Source organism: Streptacidiphilus albus JL83 (assembly GCF_000744705.1).
Taxonomy (GTDB): Bacteria; Actinomycetota; Actinomycetes; order Streptomycetales; family Streptomycetaceae; genus Streptacidiphilus; species Streptacidiphilus albus.
The window spans coordinates 2003829-2025116 of record NZ_JQML01000001.1 but is presented as its reverse complement, the minus strand read 5'-3'; the positions used below and the strand labels follow the sequence as shown (position 1 = coordinate 2025116).

The 21288-nt window shown below is 70.0% G+C and carries 15 protein-coding genes and 1 tRNA gene; 8 read left to right on the top strand and 8 right to left on the bottom strand.

Translation table 11 applies throughout. The annotated features are described in order from the left end of the window. The first annotated feature begins 16 nt into the window (after positions 1–16). From BS75_RS08750 to BS75_RS08725, 6 genes are all read left to right on the top strand, one after another. A complete protein-coding gene (locus BS75_RS08750) occupies positions 17–670 on the top strand; it encodes a nucleotidyltransferase domain-containing protein (protein WP_034087807.1) in 654 nt (217 codons plus the stop codon). Positions 671–701: 31 nt separating this feature from the next. Then, entirely contained in the window at positions 702–980 is a 279-nt protein-coding gene (locus tag BS75_RS08745) for a hypothetical protein (RefSeq protein ID WP_034087806.1), read from the top strand. Next, the gene (locus tag BS75_RS08740; protein WP_034087805.1) at positions 977–1366 is read left to right on the top strand and encodes a PIN domain-containing protein; all 390 of its coding nucleotides are present in this window, start codon (positions 977–979) and stop codon (positions 1364–1366) included. Before BS75_RS08745 ends, BS75_RS08740 begins: the two co-directional genes overlap by 4 nt. A gap of 180 nt (positions 1367–1546) precedes the next feature. After that, complete coding sequence (locus BS75_RS08735) at positions 1547–2269, top strand: VIT1/CCC1 transporter family protein (protein ID WP_042437708.1); 723 nt, start codon at positions 1547–1549, stop codon at positions 2267–2269. Positions 2270–2664: 395 nt separating this feature from the next. Next, positions 2665–7284 carry a glutamate synthase large subunit gene (gene gltB, locus BS75_RS08730; RefSeq protein WP_081982192.1) on the top strand — a complete coding sequence of 1540 codons (4620 nt, stop codon included), beginning with the start codon at positions 2665–2667 and terminating at the stop codon, positions 7282–7284. Further along, positions 7277–8809 carry a glutamate synthase subunit beta gene (locus BS75_RS08725; RefSeq protein ID WP_034087804.1) on the top strand — a complete coding sequence of 511 codons (1533 nt, stop codon included), beginning with the start codon at positions 7277–7279 and terminating at the stop codon, positions 8807–8809. Before gltB ends, BS75_RS08725 begins: the two co-directional genes overlap by 8 nt. Positions 8810–8961: 152 nt before the next feature. Here the strand turns inward: BS75_RS08725 and BS75_RS08720 are convergent, their stop codons facing one another. The 4 genes from BS75_RS08720 to BS75_RS08705 form a co-directional block, all read right to left on the bottom strand. Then, positions 8962–9486 (bottom strand): flavoprotein, encoded by a 525-nt coding sequence (locus tag BS75_RS08720; protein ID WP_034087803.1) that lies wholly within the window; start codon positions 9484–9486, stop codon positions 8962–8964. A 151-nt stretch (positions 9487–9637) separates the two neighbouring features. Next, positions 9638–11482 (bottom strand): phospholipase C, encoded by a 1845-nt coding sequence (locus tag BS75_RS08715; RefSeq protein WP_034087802.1) that lies wholly within the window; start codon positions 11480–11482, stop codon positions 9638–9640. A 275-nt stretch (positions 11483–11757) separates the two neighbouring features. Beyond that, on the bottom strand, positions 11758–13002 hold the full coding sequence (gene efeB, locus BS75_RS08710; RefSeq protein WP_034092663.1) for an iron uptake transporter deferrochelatase/peroxidase subunit: 1245 nt from the start codon (positions 13000–13002) through the stop codon (positions 11758–11760). A gap of 32 nt (positions 13003–13034) precedes the next feature. Then, a complete protein-coding gene (locus BS75_RS08705) occupies positions 13035–14339 on the bottom strand; it encodes an EfeM/EfeO family lipoprotein (protein WP_231607719.1) in 1305 nt (434 codons plus the stop codon). A gap of 228 nt (positions 14340–14567) precedes the next feature. Between BS75_RS08705 and pyk the strand changes: the two genes are divergently transcribed. Next, complete coding sequence (gene pyk, locus BS75_RS08700) at positions 14568–16046, top strand: pyruvate kinase (protein WP_042437667.1); 1479 nt, start codon at positions 14568–14570, stop codon at positions 16044–16046. A gap of 87 nt (positions 16047–16133) precedes the next feature. On the opposite strand, the gene BS75_RS08695 is transcribed toward pyk, so the two are convergent. Together BS75_RS08695 and BS75_RS08690 are read right to left on the bottom strand one after the other, a co-directional pair. Beyond that, complete coding sequence (locus tag BS75_RS08695; RefSeq protein WP_034087801.1) at positions 16134–17774, bottom strand: APC family permease; 1641 nt, start codon at positions 17772–17774, stop codon at positions 16134–16136. 526 nt (positions 17775–18300) lie between these two features. Then, on the bottom strand, positions 18301–19836 hold the full coding sequence (locus BS75_RS08690) for an APC family permease (RefSeq protein WP_231608112.1): 1536 nt from the start codon (positions 19834–19836) through the stop codon (positions 18301–18303). Between BS75_RS08690 and BS75_RS50110 the strand changes: the two genes are divergently transcribed. After that, complete coding sequence (locus BS75_RS50110) at positions 19757–19939, top strand: hypothetical protein (RefSeq protein WP_231608249.1); 183 nt, start codon at positions 19757–19759, stop codon at positions 19937–19939. The genes BS75_RS08690 and BS75_RS50110 overlap by 80 nt on opposite strands. A 284-nt stretch (positions 19940–20223) precedes the next feature. Here the strand turns inward: BS75_RS50110 and BS75_RS08685 are convergent, their stop codons facing one another. Together BS75_RS08685 and BS75_RS08680 are read right to left on the bottom strand one after the other, a co-directional pair. Further along, positions 20224–20991 carry a helix-turn-helix domain-containing protein gene (locus tag BS75_RS08685; protein WP_034087799.1) on the bottom strand — a complete coding sequence of 256 codons (768 nt, stop codon included), beginning with the start codon at positions 20989–20991 and terminating at the stop codon, positions 20224–20226. Positions 20992–21188: 197 nt separating this feature from the next. Further along, positions 21189–21269 (bottom strand) — tRNA-Leu (locus tag BS75_RS08680). Between the last annotated feature and the right edge of the window lie 19 nt (positions 21270–21288).

The following is a 21288-nucleotide window of genomic DNA, read 5'->3' as shown; positions in this document are numbered from 1 at the left end:
TGGCTACCGTCCGACCATGAACGTGCTCCTGGCCGGCGTCGTCGGCTCGACCGCCTACGGCCTCGCCCACGAGGGCTCCGACATCGACGTGCTCGGCATGTTCGCCGTGCCGACGGAGGAGCTGCACGGCCTGCACCCGCCCAAGGAGTCGCAGGTCAGCACCGCCCCGGACCGCACCTTCCACGAGGCGGGCAAGGCGGTGCGGCTGATGCTGAGCAGCAACCCGACCGCGAGCGAGCTGCTCTGGCTGGAGTCCTACGACGTCCGGACCCCGCTCGCGGACGAGCTGATAGCCCTGCGCGGCTCGCTGCTGTCCGAGCGCGGCGTCCGCGACGCCTACCTCGGCTACGCGGTCCAGCAGCTCCGGAAGCTGCAGACCCGCGACCCGGCCACGATGCCCGGCCGCGCCGCGAAGCACGCCCGGCACCTGGTCCGGCTGCTGCGGCAGGCCGAGGAGCTGCACACCACCGGCCGGCTGACGATCCGGCTGCCCGACCCGGACCAGGTCCGCAGCCTGGGCGAGCGGATCGCGGCCGACCCGGCCCACGGCGAGTCCCTGCTCACCCGCGCCCAGGCCCTGTTCGAACGCCCGGGGGTGCTCCCGTCGGCCCCCGACACCGCCGCCGCCGACGCCTGGCTGCGCCGCGTCCGCCGAGCTTTCTACATCTGAAGGCGGGTATACCGATGGTATACTCGGCATCATGGAGAAGCAGCCTGTTACCACGATCAAAGTGCCGATGACAGTGCGTGACCGCCTCGCGGTGCTCGCTGAGTCCCGGGGCACCACCATCGGCGAACTCGTCACCGAGCTGGCGCGCACCACGCTCACCGAGGCCGAGCGGGCCGAGCGGGCCGAGCGGACCCGAATCCAATTGGCGGAGCAGTTCGGGTACCTGGTCACGGAAGCCGATCAGGTCAGACTGAGTGCCGAGCTCGACGCGCTCTTTCCTGCGAGGGAGGGCAGGGAGGCTGCCGCGTGAGTGATGCGCATGTGGTCCTCGACGGTACGGCGCTCCTCGTCCTGGCCGCAGGTAACTGGAAGGCATCCACGCTGTTGGTCGAGGCTGAGCGGCGCGGTGATCTCCGGTTGTGGATGCCGACCCTGTGCATCCTGGACGCCGACGAGCGCGGTCCCACTCTCGCGGCCTACGTAGGCGCTTTGGAGATGCTGCACCCGGTTCCCCTGGACTTCGAAGCCGCGCTGGCGATCTGCGAGCTACGCGGTGGGAAGCTCTCCGCCGCGATGTGCGCAGCTGTGCACGCGGCCCGACCGAGTCTGGAGCGACCTGACGGCGCGGTGATCGCCACCATGACCCCGGAGGCGTACAAGGACGCAGGCGTCCCTGTCCTGGACCTGAACGGCTGAGCCTCCGAATCGCGTGACGTTGCGTGAAGGCAAGGCTAACCTTGCAGGTCAGATGGGGTGGGTAAGGCAGTACTGGCTTGCTGGCGGGCGCCGTTCGAACCCGTTAGCGTCACCCGGGTGACCCTGACTTCGCCTTCCGCCACGCCCGCCGCAACCGCTGCCTCGCTCTCCTCCGACACCGTGACCGCCGACTCGATAGCCGCTGCCGCCGAGGCGTACGCGCACACCCACCGGGACGTCAACGGCGGCTGGCTGCGTCCGGCGGTGTTCGGCGCGATGGACGGCCTGGTCTCGAACTTCGCGCTGATGGCCGGGGTCGCGGGCGGCGACGCGAGCCACGGCACCATCGTGCTGACCGGGCTGGCCGGGCTGGTGGCCGGCGCCTGCTCGATGGCGGCGGGCGAGTACACCTCGGTCGCCTCGCAGCGCGAGGTGGTCCAGGCCGAGCTGGAGACCGAGCGGCTGGAGCTGCGCCGCCACCCGCACGAGGAGCTCGCCGAGCTGGCGCAGCTGTACGTCGAGCGCGGTGTCGAGCCGAAGCTCGCCTTCGAGGTCGCGCAGCAGCTCACCGCCGACCCCGACCGCGCGCTGGAGGTCCACGCCCGCGAGGAACTGGGCATCGACCCGGACGACCTGCCCTCGCCGCTGGTCGCCGCCGGGTCCTCGTTCGTGGCCTTCGCGCTGGGCGCGCTGCTGCCGCTTGCGCCCTACCTGCTGGGCGCGACCGACCTGCTGCCCGCCCTGCTGCTGGCCCTGGTCGGGCTGTTCGGCTGCGGCGCGGTCGTCAGCCGGGTCACCGCCCGCAGCTGGTGGTTCAGCGGACTGCGCCAGCTGGTCCTGGGCTCCGCCGCCGCCGGCGTCACCTTCCTGCTCGGCCACCTGATCGGCGCCCACCTCGGCTAGCAGCCGCCGTCGGTCTGTTTCGCGTCCTGGTTCGTGTCAGGGACCGTGCTGTGCCTGGGGTCACAGTCCGGTTCGTACCCCTATTCGGCGGTATGTGTTGTGTTTCGGGCCGGTGCGGTCACGTAAAGCCACTGTTTCGCAGTACGTGCGTTCGGGCACACTTGCGACAACGCACCGGCGCCCGACCACCTCGGGGCAGTGCACTTCTGGATTGCCGAGCATGGCCCTGAACACGGCCTGACCTGCGGGCTAAGTCCATATGGTGGACTCAGGAATCCACTTTGTGGAATCTCGGGCATCATGTAACCTGCACGACACCGCAGAGGGCCAACGTCGTCCCGGATGCGCATGTGAATTGTGACCATGCCGAACACGACGACACGACGGGAGAGCCGATGCTGCCTGCGTCCCCGCACTCTGCTGCTCAGCCTCACCGGGCCCCCCGGCCCTACCAGGCCCTGGCCGACGGACGCCCCGCTGCTCAGGGCCTCTACAACCCCGCCGAGGAGCACGACGCCTGCGGTGTCGGGTTCGTCGCCACCCTCACCGGCAACGCCGAGCACCGCATCGTCGAGCAGGCGCTGACGGTCCTGCGCAACCTGGAGCACCGGGGCGCGACCGGAGCCGAGCCCGACTCCGGTGACGGCGCCGGCATCCTCACCCAGATCCCCGACGCCTTCCTCCGCGCCAAGGTCGGCTTCGAGCTCCCCGCCGTCGGCTCCTACGCGGTCGGCATCGCCTTCCTCCCGGACGAGGACGCCGCCGACGCGACCGCCGTCGCCACCATCGAGGCCATCGCCGCCGAGGAGGGCCTCACCGTCCACGGCTGGCGCGACGTCCCGGTCTCGCCCGACCTGCTCGGCGACACCGCCCGCTCGGTCATGCCCCGGTTCCGCCAGCTCTTCGTCAGCGACGCCGCCGGCCGCCGCACCGGCCTGGAACTCGACCGGGTCGCGTTCGTGCTGCGCAAGCGCGCCGAGCGCGAGAGCGGCGTCTACTTCCCCTCGCTGTCCGCACGCACCCTGGTCTACAAGGGGATGCTGACCACCGGGCAGCTGGAGCCGTTCTTCCCCGACCTCTCCGACCGCAGCTACACCTCCGCGATCGGCCTGGTCCACTCCCGCTTCTCCACCAACACCTTCCCCAGCTGGCCGCTGGCGCACCCCTACCGGTTCATCGCCCACAACGGCGAGATCAACACCGTCAAGGGCAACCGCAACTGGATGACCGCCCGCGAGTCGCGGCTGGCCACCGAGGCGATCCCGGTCAACAGCAAGGGGGAGGGGCTGGACCGGATCTTCCCGATCTGTACGCCGGACCACTCCGACACCGCGTCCTTCGACGAGGTCCTGGAACTGCTCCACCTGGGCGGACGCAGCCTGCCGCACGCGGTGCTGATGATGATCCCGGAGGCGTGGGAGAACCACACCACCATGGACCCGGCCCGCCGCGCCTTCTACCAGTTCCACTCCAACCTGATGGAGCCCTGGGACGGCCCGGCCTGCGTCACCTTCTCCGACGGCACCCAGATCGGCGCGGTCCTCGACCGCAACGGCCTGCGCCCGGCCCGCTACTGGATCACCCAGGACGGCCTGGTCGTGCTCGCCTCCGAGGTCGGCGTCCTCGACATCCCGCAGGACCAGGTGATCCGCAAGGGCCGGCTCCAGCCCGGCCGGATGTTCCTGGTCGACACCGCCGAGGGCCGGATCGTCGAGGACGACGAGATCAAGTCCGCGCTCGCCGCCGAACACCCCTACCAGGAGTGGCTGCACGCCGGCTCGATCACCCTCGACGCCCTGCCCGAGCGTGAGCACATCGCCCACACCCACGCCTCGGTCACCCGCCGTCAGCAGACCTTCGGCTACACCGAGGAGGAGCTCCGGGTCATCCTCGCGCCGATGGCCCGCAGCGGCGGCGAGCCGCTCGGCTCGATGGGCACCGACTCGCCCATCGCCGCGCTCTCCGAGAAGCCCCGGCTGCTGTTCGACTACTTCACCCAGCTCTTCGCGCAGGTCACCAACCCGCCGCTGGACGCCATCCGCGAGGAACTGATCACCTCGCTCTCCAGCAACCTCGGCCCCGAGGGCAACCTGCTCCAGGCCGAGGCGGCGTCCTGCCGCTCCGTCACCATCCCGTTCCCGGTGATAGACAACGACGAGCTCGCCAAGCTGGTCCACATCAACGAGGACGGCGACCTGCCCGGCCTCAAGGCGGTCACCCTCTCCGGCCTCTACAAGGTCTCCGGCGGCGGCGCGGCCCTCGCCGCCCGACTGCGCGAGATCGCCGCCGAGGCCGACGCCGCGATCGCCGACGGCGCCCGGATCATCGTCCTCTCCGACCGGCACTCCGACGCCGAGCACGCGCCGGTGCCGTCGCTGCTGCTCACCGCCGCCGTGCACCACCACCTGATCCGCACCAAGCAGCGCACCCACGTCGGCCTGATCGTCGAGGCCGGGGACGTCCGCGAGGTCCACCACGTCGCGCTGCTGGTCGGCTACGGCGCCGGCGCGGTCAACCCCTACCTCGCCATGGAGTCGGTCGAGGACCTGGCCACCCAGAACACCTTCATCTCCGGCATCGAGCCGGAGAAGGCCATCCGCAACCTGATCTACGCCCTGGGCAAGGGCGTGCTCAAGGTCATGTCGAAGATGGGCATCTCCACCGTCGCCTCCTACCGGGGCGCGCAGGTGTTCGAGGCGATCGGCCTCTCGCAGGAGCTGGTCGACAGCTACTTCACCGGCACCACCACCAAGCTCGGCGGCATCAGCCTGGACCAGATCGCCCAGGAGACCGCCGCCCGCCACGCCCAGGCCTACCCGGTCTCCGGCATCTCCCCGGCCCACCGCCGGCTGGAGATCGGCGGCGAGTACCAGTGGCGCCGCGAGGGCGAGCCGCACCTCTTCGATCCGGACACCGTCTTCCGGCTGCAGCACTCCACCCGCACCCGCCGGTACGACATCTTCAAGCAGTACACCGCCCGGGTGAACGAGCAGTCCGAGCGGCTGATGACGCTGCGCGGGTTGTTCCAGTTCAACACCGAGGCGCGCAGCCCGATCTCCATCGACGAGGTCGAGTCGGTCGGTGACATCATCAAGCGCTTCTCCACCGGCGCGATGTCCTACGGCTCCATCTCCATGGAGGCCCACGAGACCCTCGCCATCGCGATGAACCGCATCGGCGGCAAGTCCAACACCGGCGAGGGCGGTGAGGACCCCGAGCGGCTGCACGACCCCGAGCGCCGCTCCGCGATCAAGCAGGTCGCCTCCGGCCGCTTCGGCGTCACCAGCGAGTACCTGGTCAACGCCGACGACATCCAGATCAAGATGGCCCAGGGCGCCAAGCCCGGCGAGGGCGGCCAGCTGCCCGGCCACAAGGTCTACCCCTGGGTCGCCAGGACCCGCCACTCCACCCCCGGCGTCGGCCTCATCTCGCCCCCGCCGCACCACGACATCTACTCCATCGAAGACCTCGCCCAGCTGATCCACGACCTCAAGAACGCCAACCCGGCCGCCCGCATCCACGTGAAGCTGGTCTCCGAGGTCGGCGTCGGCACGGTCGCGGCCGGCGTCAGCAAGGCCCACGCCGACGTGGTCCTGGTCTCCGGCCACGACGGCGGCACCGGCGCCTCGCCGCTCACCAGCCTCAAGCACGCCGGCGGACCCTGGGAGCTCGGCCTCGCCGAGACCCAGCAGACCCTGCTGCTCAACGGGCTGCGCGACCGGATCGTGGTGCAGACCGACGGCCAGCTCAAGACCGGCCGCGACGTCGTCATCGCCGCGCTGCTCGGCGCCGAGGAGTTCGGCTTCGCCACCGCGCCGCTGGTCGTCTCCGGCTGCATCATGATGCGGGTCTGCCACCTCGACACCTGCCCGGTCGGCGTCGCCACCCAGAACCCGGTGCTGCGCGAGCGCTTCAGCGGCAAGCCCGAATTCGTGGTCAACTTCTTCGAGTTCATCGCCGAGGAGGTCCGCGAGATCCTCGCCGAGCTCGGCTTCCGCACCATCGAGGAGGCCGTCGGCCACGCCGAGCTGATCGACGCCACCAAGGCCGTCGAGCACTGGAAGGCCGACGGGCTCGACATCGCCCCGCTGCTCTACGTGCCCGAACTGCCCGAGGGCGCGTCGCTGCACCGCACCACCGAGCAGGACCACGGGCTCGACAAGGCCCTCGACAACCAGCTGATCGAGCTGAGCGCCGAGGCCCTCGAACACGGCGAGGCGGTCCGGATCCAGCTGCCGGTGCGCAACGTCAACCGCACCGTCGGCACCATGCTCGGCCACGAGGTCACCAAGCGCTACAAGGGCGCGGGTCTGCCCGAGGGCACCATCGACGTGACCCTCACCGGCTCCGCCGGCCAGTCCTTCGGCGCCTTCCTGCCCAGCGGCATCACCCTCCGACTTGAGGGCGACGCCAACGACTACGTCGGCAAGGGCCTCTCCGGCGGCGTGCTGGTGGTCCGTCCCTCCCGGGAGGCCGCCGCGATCGGCGCCGACGCCCAGAACCACGTCATCGCCGGCAACACCATCGGCTACGGCGCCACCGCGGGCCGGATCCACCTGCGCGGCAAGGCCGGCGAGCGCTTCGCCGTCCGCAACTCCGGCGCCACCCTGGTGGTCGAGGGCGTGGGCGACCACGGCCTGGAGTACATGACCGGCGGACGGGTCGTCATCCTCGGCGCCACCGGCCGCAACCTCGCGGCCGGCATGTCGGGCGGCATCGCCTACGTGCTCGACCTGCGACCCAACAACGTCAACACCGGCATGGTGGGCATCGAAGCCCCCGACGCGGGCGACCGCGGCTGGCTGCGGGACACCGTCCAGCAGCACTACGAGGAGACCGGGTCCACCGTGGCCGCCGAACTCCTCGCCGACTGGGGAACCGGGCTCTCCCGCTTCTCCAAGATCATGCCCCGTGACTACAAGGCCGTGCTCGCCGCCAAGGACGCCGCCGAGCGAGACGGGCTCTCCGAGTCCGAGACCACCGCGAAGATGATGGAGGCTGCCAACCATGGCTGACCCCAAGGGCTTCCTCAGCACGCCCAAGCAGCTCGCCGAACGCCGCCCCGTCGAGGTCCGGATCAAGGACTGGAACGAGGTCTACGTCGAACGCAGCCTCCTGCCGATCATCACCAAGCAGGCCGGCCGCTGCATGGACTGCGGCATCCCGTTCTGCCACAACGGCTGCCCGCTCGGGAACCTCATCCCCGAGTGGAACGACCTCGCCTACCGGGACGACTGGCGAGGCGCCATCGAGCGCCTCCACGCCACCAACAACTTCCCGGAGTTCACCGGGCGGCTGTGCCCCGCGCCCTGCGAGTCGGCCTGCGTCCTCGGCATCAACCAGGACCCGGTGACCATCAAGAACGTCGAGGTCACCATCATCGACAAGGCCTGGGACAACGGCGGCGTCGCCCCCCAGCCCCCGGACCGCCTCTCCGGCAAGACCGTCGCCGTCGTCGGCTCGGGACCGGCCGGGCTCGCCGCCGCCCAGCAGCTCACCCGGGCCGGCCACACCGTGGTCGTCTACGAGCGCGCCGACCGCATCGGCGGCCTGCTGCGCTACGGGATCCCCGAGTTCAAGATGGAGAAGCGCCACGTCAACCGGCGCGTCGAGCAGATGCGCGCCGAGGGCACCCGGTTCCGCACCGGGGTCGAGGTCGGCGTCGACATCTCCGGCCGCCAGCTGCGCGAGCGCTTCGACGCCGTCGTCATCGCCGCCGGCGCCACCACCGCCCGCGACCTGCCCGTCCCCGGGCGCGAGCTCAAGGGCATCCACCAGGCGATGGAGTACCTGCCGCTGTCCAACAAGGTGCAGGAGGGCGACTACGTCGAGTCGCCGATCAGCGCCGCCGGCAAGCACGTCATCGTCATCGGCGGCGGCGACACCGGCGCCGACTGCCTCGGCACCGCGCTGCGCCAGGGCGCGGCCTCGGTCACCCAGCTGGAGATCATGCCCCGGCCGAGCGACGAGCGCCCCGGCCACCAGCCCTGGCCGACCATGCCGATGACCTACAAGGTCACCTCCGCGCACGAGGAGGCCATCTACCTCCAGCAGGCCGGCAACGGCGCCCAGGTGGCAGAGGGAACCTCCTCGCCGAAGGCGGGCAAGGAGGGACGCGTCTACGCGGTCAACACCACCCGCTTCACCGGCGACGAGGACGGCAACGTCCAGGAACTCCACCTGGTCGAGGTCGAGTTCAAGGACGGCCGGTTCGAGCCGGTGGCGGGCACCGAGCGGGCCATCCCGGCCCAGCTGGTCACCCTCGCCATGGGCTTCACCGGCACCGACACCCGCAACGGCCTGGTCGAGCAGCTCGGCGTGGACCTCGACCCGCGCGGCAACGTCGCCCGCGACAACCGGTTCACCACCAACGTCGACGGCATCTTCGTGGCCGGCGACGCCGGCCGCGGCCAGTCGCTCATCGTCTGGGCCATCGCCGAGGGCCGCTCCGCGGCCAAGGCGGTCGACAGCTTCCTCTCCGGGCGCGCCTCCACGCTGCCCGCCCCGATCCGCCCGACGGACCGCCCGCTCACCGTGTGACGAACGTGTGACACAGTAGAGCGAGCAGTCCGAAAGGCTGCACAACCGCGTCCCCGCCAGCGCCGCCGGATCGCACGCGGAGAACAATGGCACCTGCCTCTCGTCCCCGACCAAGGTGAGAGGCAGGTGCTGCTTCGTTTCCGGGCCCGGCCTCAGCGCACCGCGTCCAGTGCCGACTGCCAGGGGAAGCCGTCGAGCAGCGGGCCGCCCTCCCCGGCCTGGCGCGGGCTGCGGAGCACGCGGACCCCGGCCTCGCGGAGTTCGTCGAGGCTGCGGGCGTAGACGCGGTTGGCGGCGAGGTTGTCGTTGACGCAGGGGAGCAGCGCGATCGGCACGCCCTGGCCGGTGAGCTCGGCGAGGGTGCCCAGCGCGTAGTTGTCGGCGATGCCCGCCGCCCACTTGTTGATGGTGTTGTAGGTGCCGGGCGCGACGACGGCCGCGTCCGCCGGAGGCTGCCGCTTGACTTCGTCCGGCCGCCGGTACTCGCTGAACACCGGGCCGCCGAGCCGGGCCTCGATCGCGTCGAGGTCGAGGAACGCCACCGCCGAGGGCGTCGCGATCAGGTGGACCCGCCAGCCCTCGGCCCGGGCCAGGTCGATCAGCGTGCCCACCCCCGGGGCCGGCCCTGCGGCACAGGTGATGATGTACAGAACGCGGTTGGTCTCGTCGCCGGTCATCCGCCGATTCCAGCGGCTGCCGGCCGCAGGTGCAACTCCGCAGCCCATCGGCATCCCGATCGCACGGCCGACGGCTCCGGAACCGCCGACGGCGCCGCCCGGACCCCCGCGAAGGGGGGTCCGGGCGGCGCCGTCGTCAGCAGCCGGGCGGTCAGACCTGCGCGAAGCGGCGGCGGTTGCGGCGCGCCATCGCGTAGCCGGTGCCCAGCGTGGCCAGCACACCCGCGCCCAGCGCGCCCGAGAGCGCCAGCGAGTCCGAGGTCGACGAGGACGCCGCGGTCTGCTGGACCGGCAGGCTCTGCACCGTGTCCTGGTTGTCGAACCGGGTGATCGGGCTGACCGAGGCCACCGAGCCGTTCGAGTTCAGCAGCACCTGCTTGTCGTTCGGGCGCTGGAAGTCGAAGGCCGAGAACAGCGAGCCGGCACTGCGGTCGAACGAACCGTCACCGATGCTGCGGGTACGCCAGTTGCTCTCGATGAACTGGGTGATCGACGCCTGGGTGGTGAACTTGTCGTCGATGTAGTTGCTCTTCGAGTAGGGCGAGATCACCAGCAGCGGCTGGCGGGTGCCCGGGCCGCAGCGGTCCTGGTAGCCGTCGACCGCGGCGGTCTTGGTCGACGCACCCGCCGCGAGGCAGGCCGCGTAGTCCTGGGTGGTGTCCGTCGAGCCGTTGGTCGGCGTGTGGTAGACGTGGTCGTACCAGCCGTCCGAGTCGTCGTACGCGATGATGACCGCGGTCGAGGACCACTCCGCCGACTTCTGCAGCTGGTTGATCTCGTGGACCAGGAAGTTCTGCTCGTCGATCGGGTCCGAGCTGCCCGGGTGGCCGTCCTCGTACGAGGCGGCCTTCAGGAAGCTCACGGCCGGCAGGTCGTTCGCGGCGACCGCCTGGTCGAAGTACGACAGGTCGTACTGGTGGTTCGCCTGCCCGTTGTAGCCGACCTCGGCCAGGCTGGCCGGCAGCGTGTGGTGCGGGTTGGCCGTCGACTTGTAGTACTCGAACGGGTCGTGGTGGGGGACGTAGTCCTCCTCCTGGGTGCCGCCGACGTTCGCGTGGGTGTCACCGCCGCACTTCGCGTACGTGCCCGCACCCGCGTAGGCGGTGCTCGGGGTGAAGCCGCCCTGGAACCAGCCCCAGGAGACGTTCTTCTGGTTCAGCAGGTCGCCGATGTTCAGGCCGGTCATCTCGGCCAGCGCGCCGTTGCTGGTGTGGTCGCTGTTGGAGCAGTCGTCGAAGGCCGGGTCGGTGTCGCCGTTGATCGTGCCGACACCGGCCGCGTTCGGGGACTTCACGACCGAGCTGACCGGCGTCGTGGTCTGCACCGGGTCGGTCGTGCTGCCCGTGCCCGACACCGAGATCACACCGTGGGTGTCGGCCGAGATCAGGTTCAGCGCACCCGGCGTCGACGGACCGTAGTTCGCGCTGAAGGAGTTGTCCTCCAGCGTGTAGTTCTGCGCGTAGTTCCACAGCGCGGTGACCGTGTTGCCGTCGTAGTAGTCCATAGCCAGACCCGGCTGCTCGTACAGGCCGCCCGAACAGGTGTCGCGCGAGGTGTCCTGCACGAACAGGTCGGCCTTGCCGCCGTCGTACGCCTGCTGCTCGGGGCCGTAGTTGTGGTTCTGGCTGCAGGTCATCGCCTGCGCGCCCGACAGCCGCTTCGGCGCGTACTCGTTCGGGTTCGACGTCAGCAGACCCGCGTTGGCCTCGGTGTTGATCTTCTTCGGCGTGTTCTTCGCGGCCGTGAACGGCGTTCCGTCGGTGTTGGCCGCCTTCGGGTAGGTCCCGAAGTAGTGGTCGAACGACGCGTTCTCGTCGTAGATCACCACAAGGTGCTTGATCGGGGTCGCGGTGCTGGTGCGCCCTGCGTGCCCGTGTCCGCCGTGTCCGGGACGGTCGCCCGCCCAGGCCGGCGAGGTGCTCGCCACCGCGATCATCGCAGCCGCCCCCACGAGCGCGGCAACGCGCTGCCCCCGACGCGTCACGCCAGTAAACATAGCCATTCGAGCCCTCCGCAGGACCGATCAGAATTCGTACCTCCCACCGGACCTGACAGCCCCGTGGGTCACGGCCGAATCCTCCGGCACTGCCGCAACCGGGGCACCGCAGGGTGATGAAGGAAGCATGAACGGAGAATGAGAACACCGGGCCGACATTCTCATACTCCCGCTCACAAACCACCGCACAACGCACCCTGCGGCACGCCGGAGCCGCGCACGCCGGAGCCGCGCACGCCGGAGCCGCCGAGGTCGGAGCCGCCGAGGTCGGCGGCTCAGGCCAGCAGCGAGCTCCCCAGCCAGTCCGCCGAGTCCCGCACCCCCGGCAGCACGAAGAAGTAGCCGCCGCCGTACGGCGAGACGTAGTCCACCAGCGGCTCACCCGCCAACCGGTTCTGGACCGCCACGAACTGCCGGTCCAGGTCCTGCTGGAACGCACAGAACACCAGGCCCATGTTCAGGTTCCCGTTGCTGTCCGTCCCCTGGTCGTAGTTGAACCCGCGCCGCAGCATCCGCAGCCCGTCCGACGACGCCGTCCGCGGATTCGCCAACCGCATGTGGCTGTCCAGCGGAATCACATCACCCGACGGATCCTGGGCGTACTTCGGCGGGTCCGTCTCCGCCTGGCCGTCCAGCGGCGCACCCGAGTCCCGCTGACGGCCGATCATCCGCTGCTGCTCGTTCAGCGACACCCGGTCCCAGAACTCCACCCGCATCCGGATCAACCGCAGCGCCAGGTACGAACCGTCGACCGTCCAGGCCGGCTCGCCCTGACCGGCGCCCACCCACACCACCTGGTCCATGGTCCGGGCGTCCGTCACATCCGGGTTGGCCGTGCCGTCCCGGAAGCCCAGCAGGTTCCGCGGCGTTCCCACCGGCCGCGGCGGCGAGGAGAAGCCGTCCATCCGCCACCGCACCTGCATCGCCCCCCGGGTGTGCTGGGCGAGGTCACGCAGCGCATGCGCCACCGTGTCCGCGTTCTCCGCCCCCAGCTGCAGCACCAGGTCGCCCTGGCACCAGTCCGGGTCCAGGTCGTCGTCCGGGAACGAGGTCATCTCCCGCAGCCGCAGCGGCTTCCGCGCCGCCAGCCCGAACCGGCCGTCGAACAGCGACGAGCCCACCCCCAGCGTCGCGGTCAGCCCGTCCGGCACCACCACCGGACCCAGCACCCCCGAGTCCGACGGCGGCGCGCTGATCCCCAGCGGCTCCGGCACCCCGCCCGTCGTCAGGAACCGCAACCGCTCGGTCAGCGTCCGGAACAGCCCGGTCAGACCGGCCCGGTCGGCGGCCGTCACATCGAAGGCCACGAACGCCGCACACCGCTGCTTGGGCGTCACCACCCCGGACTGGTGCACCCCGTGGAACGGGTACGACGGCGCCGAACCCGAGCCGTCCCCGGGCGACGGGGAACCCGAGGTCTCGGCGGCGCCCATCGACGCCAGCGCCCCCGCCCCGACCGCACCCGCCGCCAACGCCCCGCGCAGCACCGACCGCCGGCCCACGCCCTCCACGCCCGCCATGCCCTCCACGCCGTTCACCCCGACCACTCCGCTCACGACGTCCTCCGCACATCACACACCGCCGCGACCGGCGCCAAGTCCTCGACCAGCTCACCGAACACCGCGTTCAACTGCTCCCGCTGCGTGATCGTCAACGACGCCAGCGGCACCTCACCCAGCGAGGCCAACTCAGTGCCGGCCGCCGTCATCTCCGCATCGATCTGCGGCAGCGAGGGCATCCGGCCCACCAGGACCGGGCGCAGCAGCGACAACGCCTCCGCCGTCCCCTGCAGATTCGCCCGCACCGTCGCCAGGTTCGAATGGCTCCCGTAGTCGGTACGACCCGTCAGCTCGAACTGGATCGCGTTCTCCACGATCTCGTGCGCCCGCAGCCCCAGCATCAGCGGATCCATCTGCGCGGTCCGCCACTGCGACTGCAGCGACGCGACATCCGCCGCCAGCCTCGCCGCGACCGGCTTGAGCACGGCCGCCGACTGGCCGTTCCACAACCCGTACTCCAGCCGGTGGAACCCGGTGAAGCCCGGATCGGTCAGCCCGTCCACCAGCCCCTGGGTGGTGCCGTTGATGCTGCCGTCCAGATCCCCGAACGTCCCGTACGCCGCGCCCAGCCGCTCGTAGTCGAGGTGCGCCGGCAGCCAGGCCGCCCGCGCACCGCCCAGGTCGCCCCGGTCCACCGCGGCCTGCAACGTCCCCACATCCGCCACCAGCGTGGGCAGCTGCGCCGCCACCCACTTCTGGTAGGCGATCGTCGGCGGGATCAGGTCCTGCTGGGTCACCGGCACGACCGCCGGACTGCCGCCGCCGCTGCCGACGACCCTGACCGTCGGGCCGAGCACCGCGTCACCGTCCTCCGGCAGGCACTGGAAGGCGTAGCTGCCCGCCGCGAGCCGCACCACGACCGGCCGGGTCGTGGCGACGCCCAGGCTCTCGACCTCGCCCAGCACCGCGCCGGCCGGCCGGGTCTCGATGTACGCGTCGACGGGCAGGGCGCCGTCGTTGCTGAAGTCGAAGACCTGGAGACCGGTGTGCGGGGAGGTCCAGCCGGCGCCGCAGTCGTCGGCCGAGATGTGGACCGTGGTGTGCGGAAGGCCGGTGTAGTCGTCGACCGGCGCGGCGGCGGCGCCGGAGTGCCGCGTCTGCGCAAGGGCCAGTCCGCCCGCGCCGAGCGCGACCAGGGCCACCGCCGCGCCGGCCAGCAGCCAGGGCCGACGCCGCCGACCGGGGCGCAGCGGCGGATCCGGCAGGTCACGAACCTCCTGCGGCTCCGCTTCCGCCGCCGCCACCGCCGCCGTCCCCGGCGCCTCGTGCTGCTCGGCTTCCTCGGATTCTGCCGTCACTCCGCACCCCTGCTGCTGTTCCGTCGAGCGTGTCAGCCACTGATGTTAGGCAGCCCTCACCAGCCCAGGAACCCAGGAGCCCCACGATTCCCTTGAGTTCGCCGGGAGTTCATCTGTACGGTCTCCGGTGAACTGTGCCGATATGTTCAACAACCCTTCTTCCGCTGTACATCGGGGCTCCCATGGGGGCCTCGTCACTACTCATCGGTAAGACCTACGCTCGGACACATGCGCCGAGCAAAAATCGTCTGTACGCTAGGCCCCGCCACCGACTCGTACGACCAGATCAAGAACCTGGTCGACGCCGGTATGGACGTGGCCCGCTTCAACCTCAGCCACGGCTCCTACGCCGAGCACGAGGAACGCTACCGCCGGGTCCGCAAGGCCGCCGACGAGACAGGCCGCAGTGTCGGCGTCCTCGTCGACCTGCAGGGCCCCAAGATCCGTCTGGAGACCTTCGCCGAGGGACCCGTCCTGCTGGAGCGCGGTGACGAGTTCACCATCTCCACCGAGGACGTCCCCGGCGACCGCCACTGCTGCGGCACCACCTACAAGGGACTGTGCGGGGACGTCGCCCCCGGAGAACGCATCCTGGTCGACGACGGCAAGGTCACCCTGGAGGTCACCGCCGTCGAGGGCCACCGCGTCACCTGCACCGTCATCGAAGGCGGCATGGTCTCCGACCACAAGGGCCTCAACCTTCCCGGAGTGGCCGTCAGTGTCCCCGCGCTCAGCGACAAGGACGTCGCCGACCTGCGCTGGGGACTCCGCATCGGAGCCGACATGGTCGCGCTCTCCTTCGTCCGCAGCGGTGCGGACATCAAGGACGTCCACCGGATCATGGAGGAGGAGGGACGTTTCGTCCCGGTCCTCGCCAAGGTCGAGAAGCCGCAGGCGGTCGACGCCCTGGAGAGCATCGTCGACGCCTTCGACGGCGTCATGGTCGCCCGCGGCGACCTCGGCGTCGAAATGCCGCTGGAGCAGGTCCCGTTGGTGCAGAAGCGGGCCATCAAGCTCTGCCGCCGCAACGCCAAGCCGGTGATCGTGGCGACCCAGATGCTGGAATCCATGATCAACGCCTCGCGCCCCACCCGGGCCGAGGCCTCCGACGTCGCCAACGCCGTCCTCGACGGCGCGGACGCGGTCATGCTCTCCGGCGAGACCAGCGTCGGCAAGTACCCCGTCGAGACCGTCCGCACCATGGCCCGCATCGTCTGCGCCGCCGAGGAGGGCATCATCGAGGGGGGCCTGCCGCCGCTCACCGAGAGCAGCAAGCCCCGGACCCAGGGCGGCGCGGTCGCCAGGGCGGCCGCCGAGATCGGCGACTTCCTGGACGCCAAGTACCTGGTCGCCTTCACCCAGTCCGGCGACACCGCGCGGCGGCTGTCCCGCTACCGCTCGCCGATCCCGGTGCTGGCCTTCACCTACGAACCGGCCGTCCGCAGCCAGTTGTCGCTCAGCTGGGGGGTGGAGACCTTCCTCGGCCCGCTGGTCGACACCACCGACGAGATGATCGCCCAGGTCGACGCCGCCCTGCTGGACATCGGCCGCTGCGAGCCGGGGGACCGGGTGGTGATCACGGCCGGCTCCCCGCCCGGACGCGAGGGCTCCACCAACCTGGTCCGGGTCCACCACGTGGGCCAGGACGACTCCCCGACCACGCCCCCCGCTCCCGACTCCACCCCCGACCCCACCCCCGACCGCTGACCCCAGCGCCCGAGCCGCAGCAGACAGCTGAGCCCGACCGGTGAGGGAACCGGTCGGGCTCAACGGGTCAGGCAGGGGTGGCCGGCGTCAGTGCGCGGCCTCGTCCACGACCTCGACGTCCGCGATGCTCGCCTCGATCGCCTCGGCCGGCAGGCCGACCGCGACGGCCCAGTAGTAGATGACCAGCGAGAAGACGGCGATGAGGCCGATGTCGTACCACAGGCCGATGTTGCCCTCGCCGTGGCCGAAACCGCCCTGCCAGGAGATGACGCCCATGCCGATGAGGTAGACCGGCAGCCACTGCGCGGCCTTCCATTCCAGGCGAGGCGCGTTCGGCAGGTTCTTCGCGGTCGCGTACCAGGCGTAGGAGCCGAGCAGCACGTAGCCGAGGACGATCGCCGCGCCGAGGCGCCACACGGTCTCCCAGCCGGACCAGTAGATGATCAGACCGGCGACGACGAAGGACAGCGGGGAGAGGACCTGGCCGAAGGGCAGGCGGTACGGACGCTCGCGGTCCGGAAGCTGCTTGCTCAGCACCCCGTAGGCGAGCGGAGCGCCCGCGTACATCAGCACACTGGCGGAGGTGATGAAGCCCACCAGCTGCTGCCAGCTCGGGAACGGCAGGAAGCAGAGGATGCCGGTCACGAAGGCGACGATCAGGCCGACCCACGGCACGCCGCGGTCATTGGTGCGCTCCAGCGCCTGCGGGGTGTAGCCGTTGCGGCTCAGCCCGTAGGAGATGCGGGAGGTGGAGGTGACGTAGATCAGGCCGGTGCCACCGGGGGAGATCACCGCGTCGATGTACAGGATGGCCGCCAGCCAGCCGAGGCCGATCACGGTGGCGAGGCCGGCGAACGGACCGTTGATGCCCTTGTACGCCAGGTTCGCCCAGCCGTGCGCGAAGGAGGCGGTCGGCAGCGCGCCGATGTAGACGACCTGCAGCAGCATGTAGATGACGGCACCGATGAGCACCGAGCCGATGACCGCGCGGGGGATGTCCTTCTTCGGGTTCGAGCTCTCACCGGACAGCTGGATGGCCTGCTCGAAGCCCAGCAGCGCGAAGATGATGCCGCTGGTGCTGACCGCCGCCAGGATGCCCTTGGCGCCGAACGGCGCGAAGCCGCCACCGGCCGTGAAGTTGCCGCCGTGGAAGTGGGTCACGGCCAGGACGAAGATCGCGAAGAGCGGAACGCCGATCTTCCACCAGGTAGCGGCGCTGTTCGTATGGGCCAGCATCCGCACGCCGAGGAAGTTCACCGCCACGAAGACCGCCATCAGCAGGACCGCGACGATGATGCCGGTCGTCGTCAGGGTGCCGTTGGCCTTCTCCCAACTGGTGGCGAAGGACCAGTGGCCCGCGTAGCCGATCATCGCCTCGACCTCGATCGGCGCGACCGAAGCTGCCTGCAGCCAGGAGAACCAGCCGAAGGACATGCCGGCTATGCCGCCGAAGGCGTAGTGCGGGTAGCGGGCGGTGCCGCCGGAGACCGGGAACATGCCGCCGAGCTCGGCGTGGACCAGCGCGAGCAGGATGATCGCGACCGCGCCGATGCCCCAGGAGATGATCGCGGCGGGGCCTGCCGCCACCAGGGCGTTCTTCGCGCCGTACAGCCAGCCGGAGCCGATGATGGAACCGACTGAGGCCCAGGTGAGACCGATGATGCCGATCTGACGCTTGAGGCTCCGGCTCGGAGTTCCGGGTGGAGACAGCTGTCCTGTGGAAGCCATGGAGGTAGTACCTCTCGAAATGTGGGGACAGGAGGTTGAGAGTTGCCCCAGGTTAGGGGCAGATAAGCCTCATGCATAGATGCTGAAGCTGAATAGGTTCGTATCAGCGCAGGCTTTTCACTCCCGTAACACAGCGAAATCTCCCGCACACCTCCTGACGCCGCCTTGACGCCATACCCCGGACCGCACAAGGCCGCTGGCTGCACGTTCAGTGTCCTGGTCGTACTCAATTCGTTACTTGAGGATAATTTGAGCTTTTATTCCGGGCGCACGAGTATTGACGCCGCCGCACGACCGGGTATAGCGCGCGGGAATGCTCCCTATCAGGCGTTTCCCCGCCACCTGGACCGACCTGCACCCACCTGTCCGCAGGCGCGGGGTGGCACGCGCCGTACCCATTCCCCGGCCCCGTTGCACACGGAAGTCCGGCCGGTGCACCCGCCACCGGCCGGACCCGACCGTCACCGACGGTCCACCCCAACCCAACTGACCTGCGGTCAACCGCTGCGCCGCCGCACCGGCGGGGTCAGTGGCCGCCCTCGTCGACGACCTCGACGTCCTCGATGTTCCGCTCGATCTCCTCCGCCCGCAGACCCACCGCCAGCGCCCAGTAGTAGACCGCCAGCGCGAACACCGAGATCACCCCGATGTCCCACCACAACGGCAGCCGCCCGGTCGCCCCGCAGCCCGCCGTCGCACAGAAGTCGCCCTGCCAGGAGATGACCCCCATGCCGACCAGGTACACCGGCAGCCACTGCGCCGCCCGCCAGTTCAGGTCCGGGGCGTTCGACTGCCCCTTCGCCTTGGCGTACCAGGCGTACGACCCCAGCAGGACGTAGCCGATGACGATCGCGACCCCCAGCCGCCACAGCGTGTCCCAGCCGGCCCAGTAGATGATCAGGCTCGCCACCACGAACGACAGCGGGGAGATGACCCCCCCGGCCGGCAGCCGGTACGGCCGCTCACGCTCCGGCAGCCGGAGCCGCAGCACCCCGTACGCCAGCGGCGCACCCGCGTACATCAGCACGCTCGCCGAGGTGATGAAGCTGACCAGCTGCTGCCAGCTCGGGAACGGCAGGAAGCACAGCACCCCGGTCACGAACGAGATGATCAGACCGAACCACGGCACCCCGCGCCGGTCCGTCTGCTCGAACAGCTGCGGCGCGTAGCCGTTCCGGCTCAGCCCGTACGAGATGCGCGAGGTCGAGGTCGTGTAGATCAGCCCGGTCCCGGCCGGCGAGATGATCGCGTCCAGGTACAGGATCCACGCCAGCCAGCCCAGACCGATGACGGTCGCCAGCCCCGCGAACGGCCCGCTGATCCCCTTGTACGTCAGATTCCCCCAGCCGTGCGCGAACGCTGCCTGGGGCATCGCCGCGATGTAGACCACCTGCAGCGCGATGTAGATCGTCGAACCGATGCCGACCGAGCCCAGCACCGCCAACGGGATGTCCCGCTTCGGGTTCCGGCTCTCGCCCGACAGCTGGATCGCCTGCTCGAAGCCCAGCAGCGCGAAGATGATGCCGCTGGTGCTGATCGCCGCCAGGATGCCCTTCGCCCCGAACGGCGCGAACCCCTTCGACGAGAAGTTGCTGCCGTGGAAGTGGGTGAGCGCCAGGACGAAGATCGTCAACAGCGGGATCGCGATCTTCCACCAGGTCGCCGCGCTGTTGGTCCGCGCCAGCAGCCGCACCCCCAGGAAGTTCACCGCCACGAACACCACCATCAGGATCACCGCGACCACGAGGCCCGAGCCGGTCAGCGTCCCGTCCGCACTCTGGAACCCGTCCGCCCACGACCAGTGCCGCGCGTACCCGATCATCGCCTGCACCTCGATCGGCGCCACCGTCGCCGCCTGCAGCCAGGAGAACCAGCCGAACGACATCCCCGCCAGACCGCCGAAGGTGTAGTGCGGATACCGCGCCGTCCCACCCGCCACCGGGAACATCCCGCCCAGCTCCGCATGGACCAGGGCCAGCAGGATGATCGCCACCGCCCCGATCCCCCAGGAGATCAGGGCGGCCGGCCCGGCCACCACCACGGCCTTCTGCGCCCCGAACAACCACCCCGAGCCGATGATCGAACCGACCGACGCCCACATCAACCCGATGAGGCCGATCTCCCGCCGCAGGCTCCGACCGGACGAGCTCGGTGGGGACAACTGACCAGTTGGTGCCATGGGAAGCGCCTCTCGAGAATCTCAGGGCAGAACCGAGAGCCGCCCGGGAAACGGAGCGGATAACCCTCGCCAAAAGCTGCCGACGCCGAATCCATGCGCCCCCGGCAGCCGCTTCATGCGGCCGCACCCGCAGATTCACCAGCACGGGCGCGCCCGCACGGCCGTACGCATCGCCCCAGCTCCGACCGCTGGGCCCGCACGCTGGGGCCGATCCCGGCAACGGGCTGGACTATTGAATGACCATCACTGCACGAAACGGCCGACCCGACGTCAGTACTTCGGCCCGACGTGCTCGTCCATGAGCGCGACCGACGCCTTGCGGGCGACGGAGATGTTCCAGGCGTTCGCCTGCTTCCATTCGACGGTGACCTGGTCCAGGGCGTCCGTGAAGATGTTCCTGATGTCCGCCGACTTGTTGGTGAAGAAGTAGCGCGCGTACTCGTAGCGTCTGGGGCCGGTGGTCAGTTGACGAGTGGTCCAGTTGATGACCCTGGAGCCGTCGGAGTGGATGAGGCCACGCACCAGTGGCCACGGATGCTCGTCGGCGATGGTCTGCTGCCACGGCTCCAGGGCTATCCGGCGGGTGTGCTTCATGCCCGGACCGTGCTGCGGGAAGAGACAGGTCCAGTGCTTCGTGTAGGACTTGAGCTCCGTGCAGCCCGTCTTCTGTCGACGCCCGGTGTTGTATCCGGGCAGGACGGCGAGCATCGCCGCCTCCGCCTCGTCCAGCAGGCCGGGCCAGCCGTCGCAGCAGTAGAGGGAGAGGTGCTGCTGTTTCGGCTTGTTGACGATGTGTCCGTCGCCCAGGTAGAGCCCGAGCAGGTAGGAGTACGCGGCGTGGTCGAGCGGCAGGCCGTCGCACTTCGGGCAGGCCGAGGGGCGCAGCGGGGACGGCTCGCCCCGGCGGAGCCGGTCCATGTGCGCCCAGTAGCTGACCGTTCCTCGCGGCACGCCGAGCTTCTCGGCGGTCTCGGGGTAGGGCCGGCCGGCCCGGCAGGCGGTCACGGCTCGGCGGCGGGTTTCCAGGGGCCAGTTCATGGGCCCAGGATCGTCAGCTGGGGGGTGCTGACGGGTACGAACGGTCGAGCGGCCATCCGTTTGCGTGAATCACGTCAACGGGCCGAGCTTTGAGAGCACTCTCAAGGGTATGGTCCACATTGTGGAACCGCACTGGAGCGGGAGGCGTGATCCACGCCGCCCCGTCCGATGCGTCGCACCTTCGAATCCAAGGTGAGTGCCGGGTGCGGGATTCGAACCCGCAAGCCTTTCGGCGCGGTTGTTTGAGAACCGTGTGTATGCCATTCCACCAACCCGGCCGGGCTGCGATGAGAACCA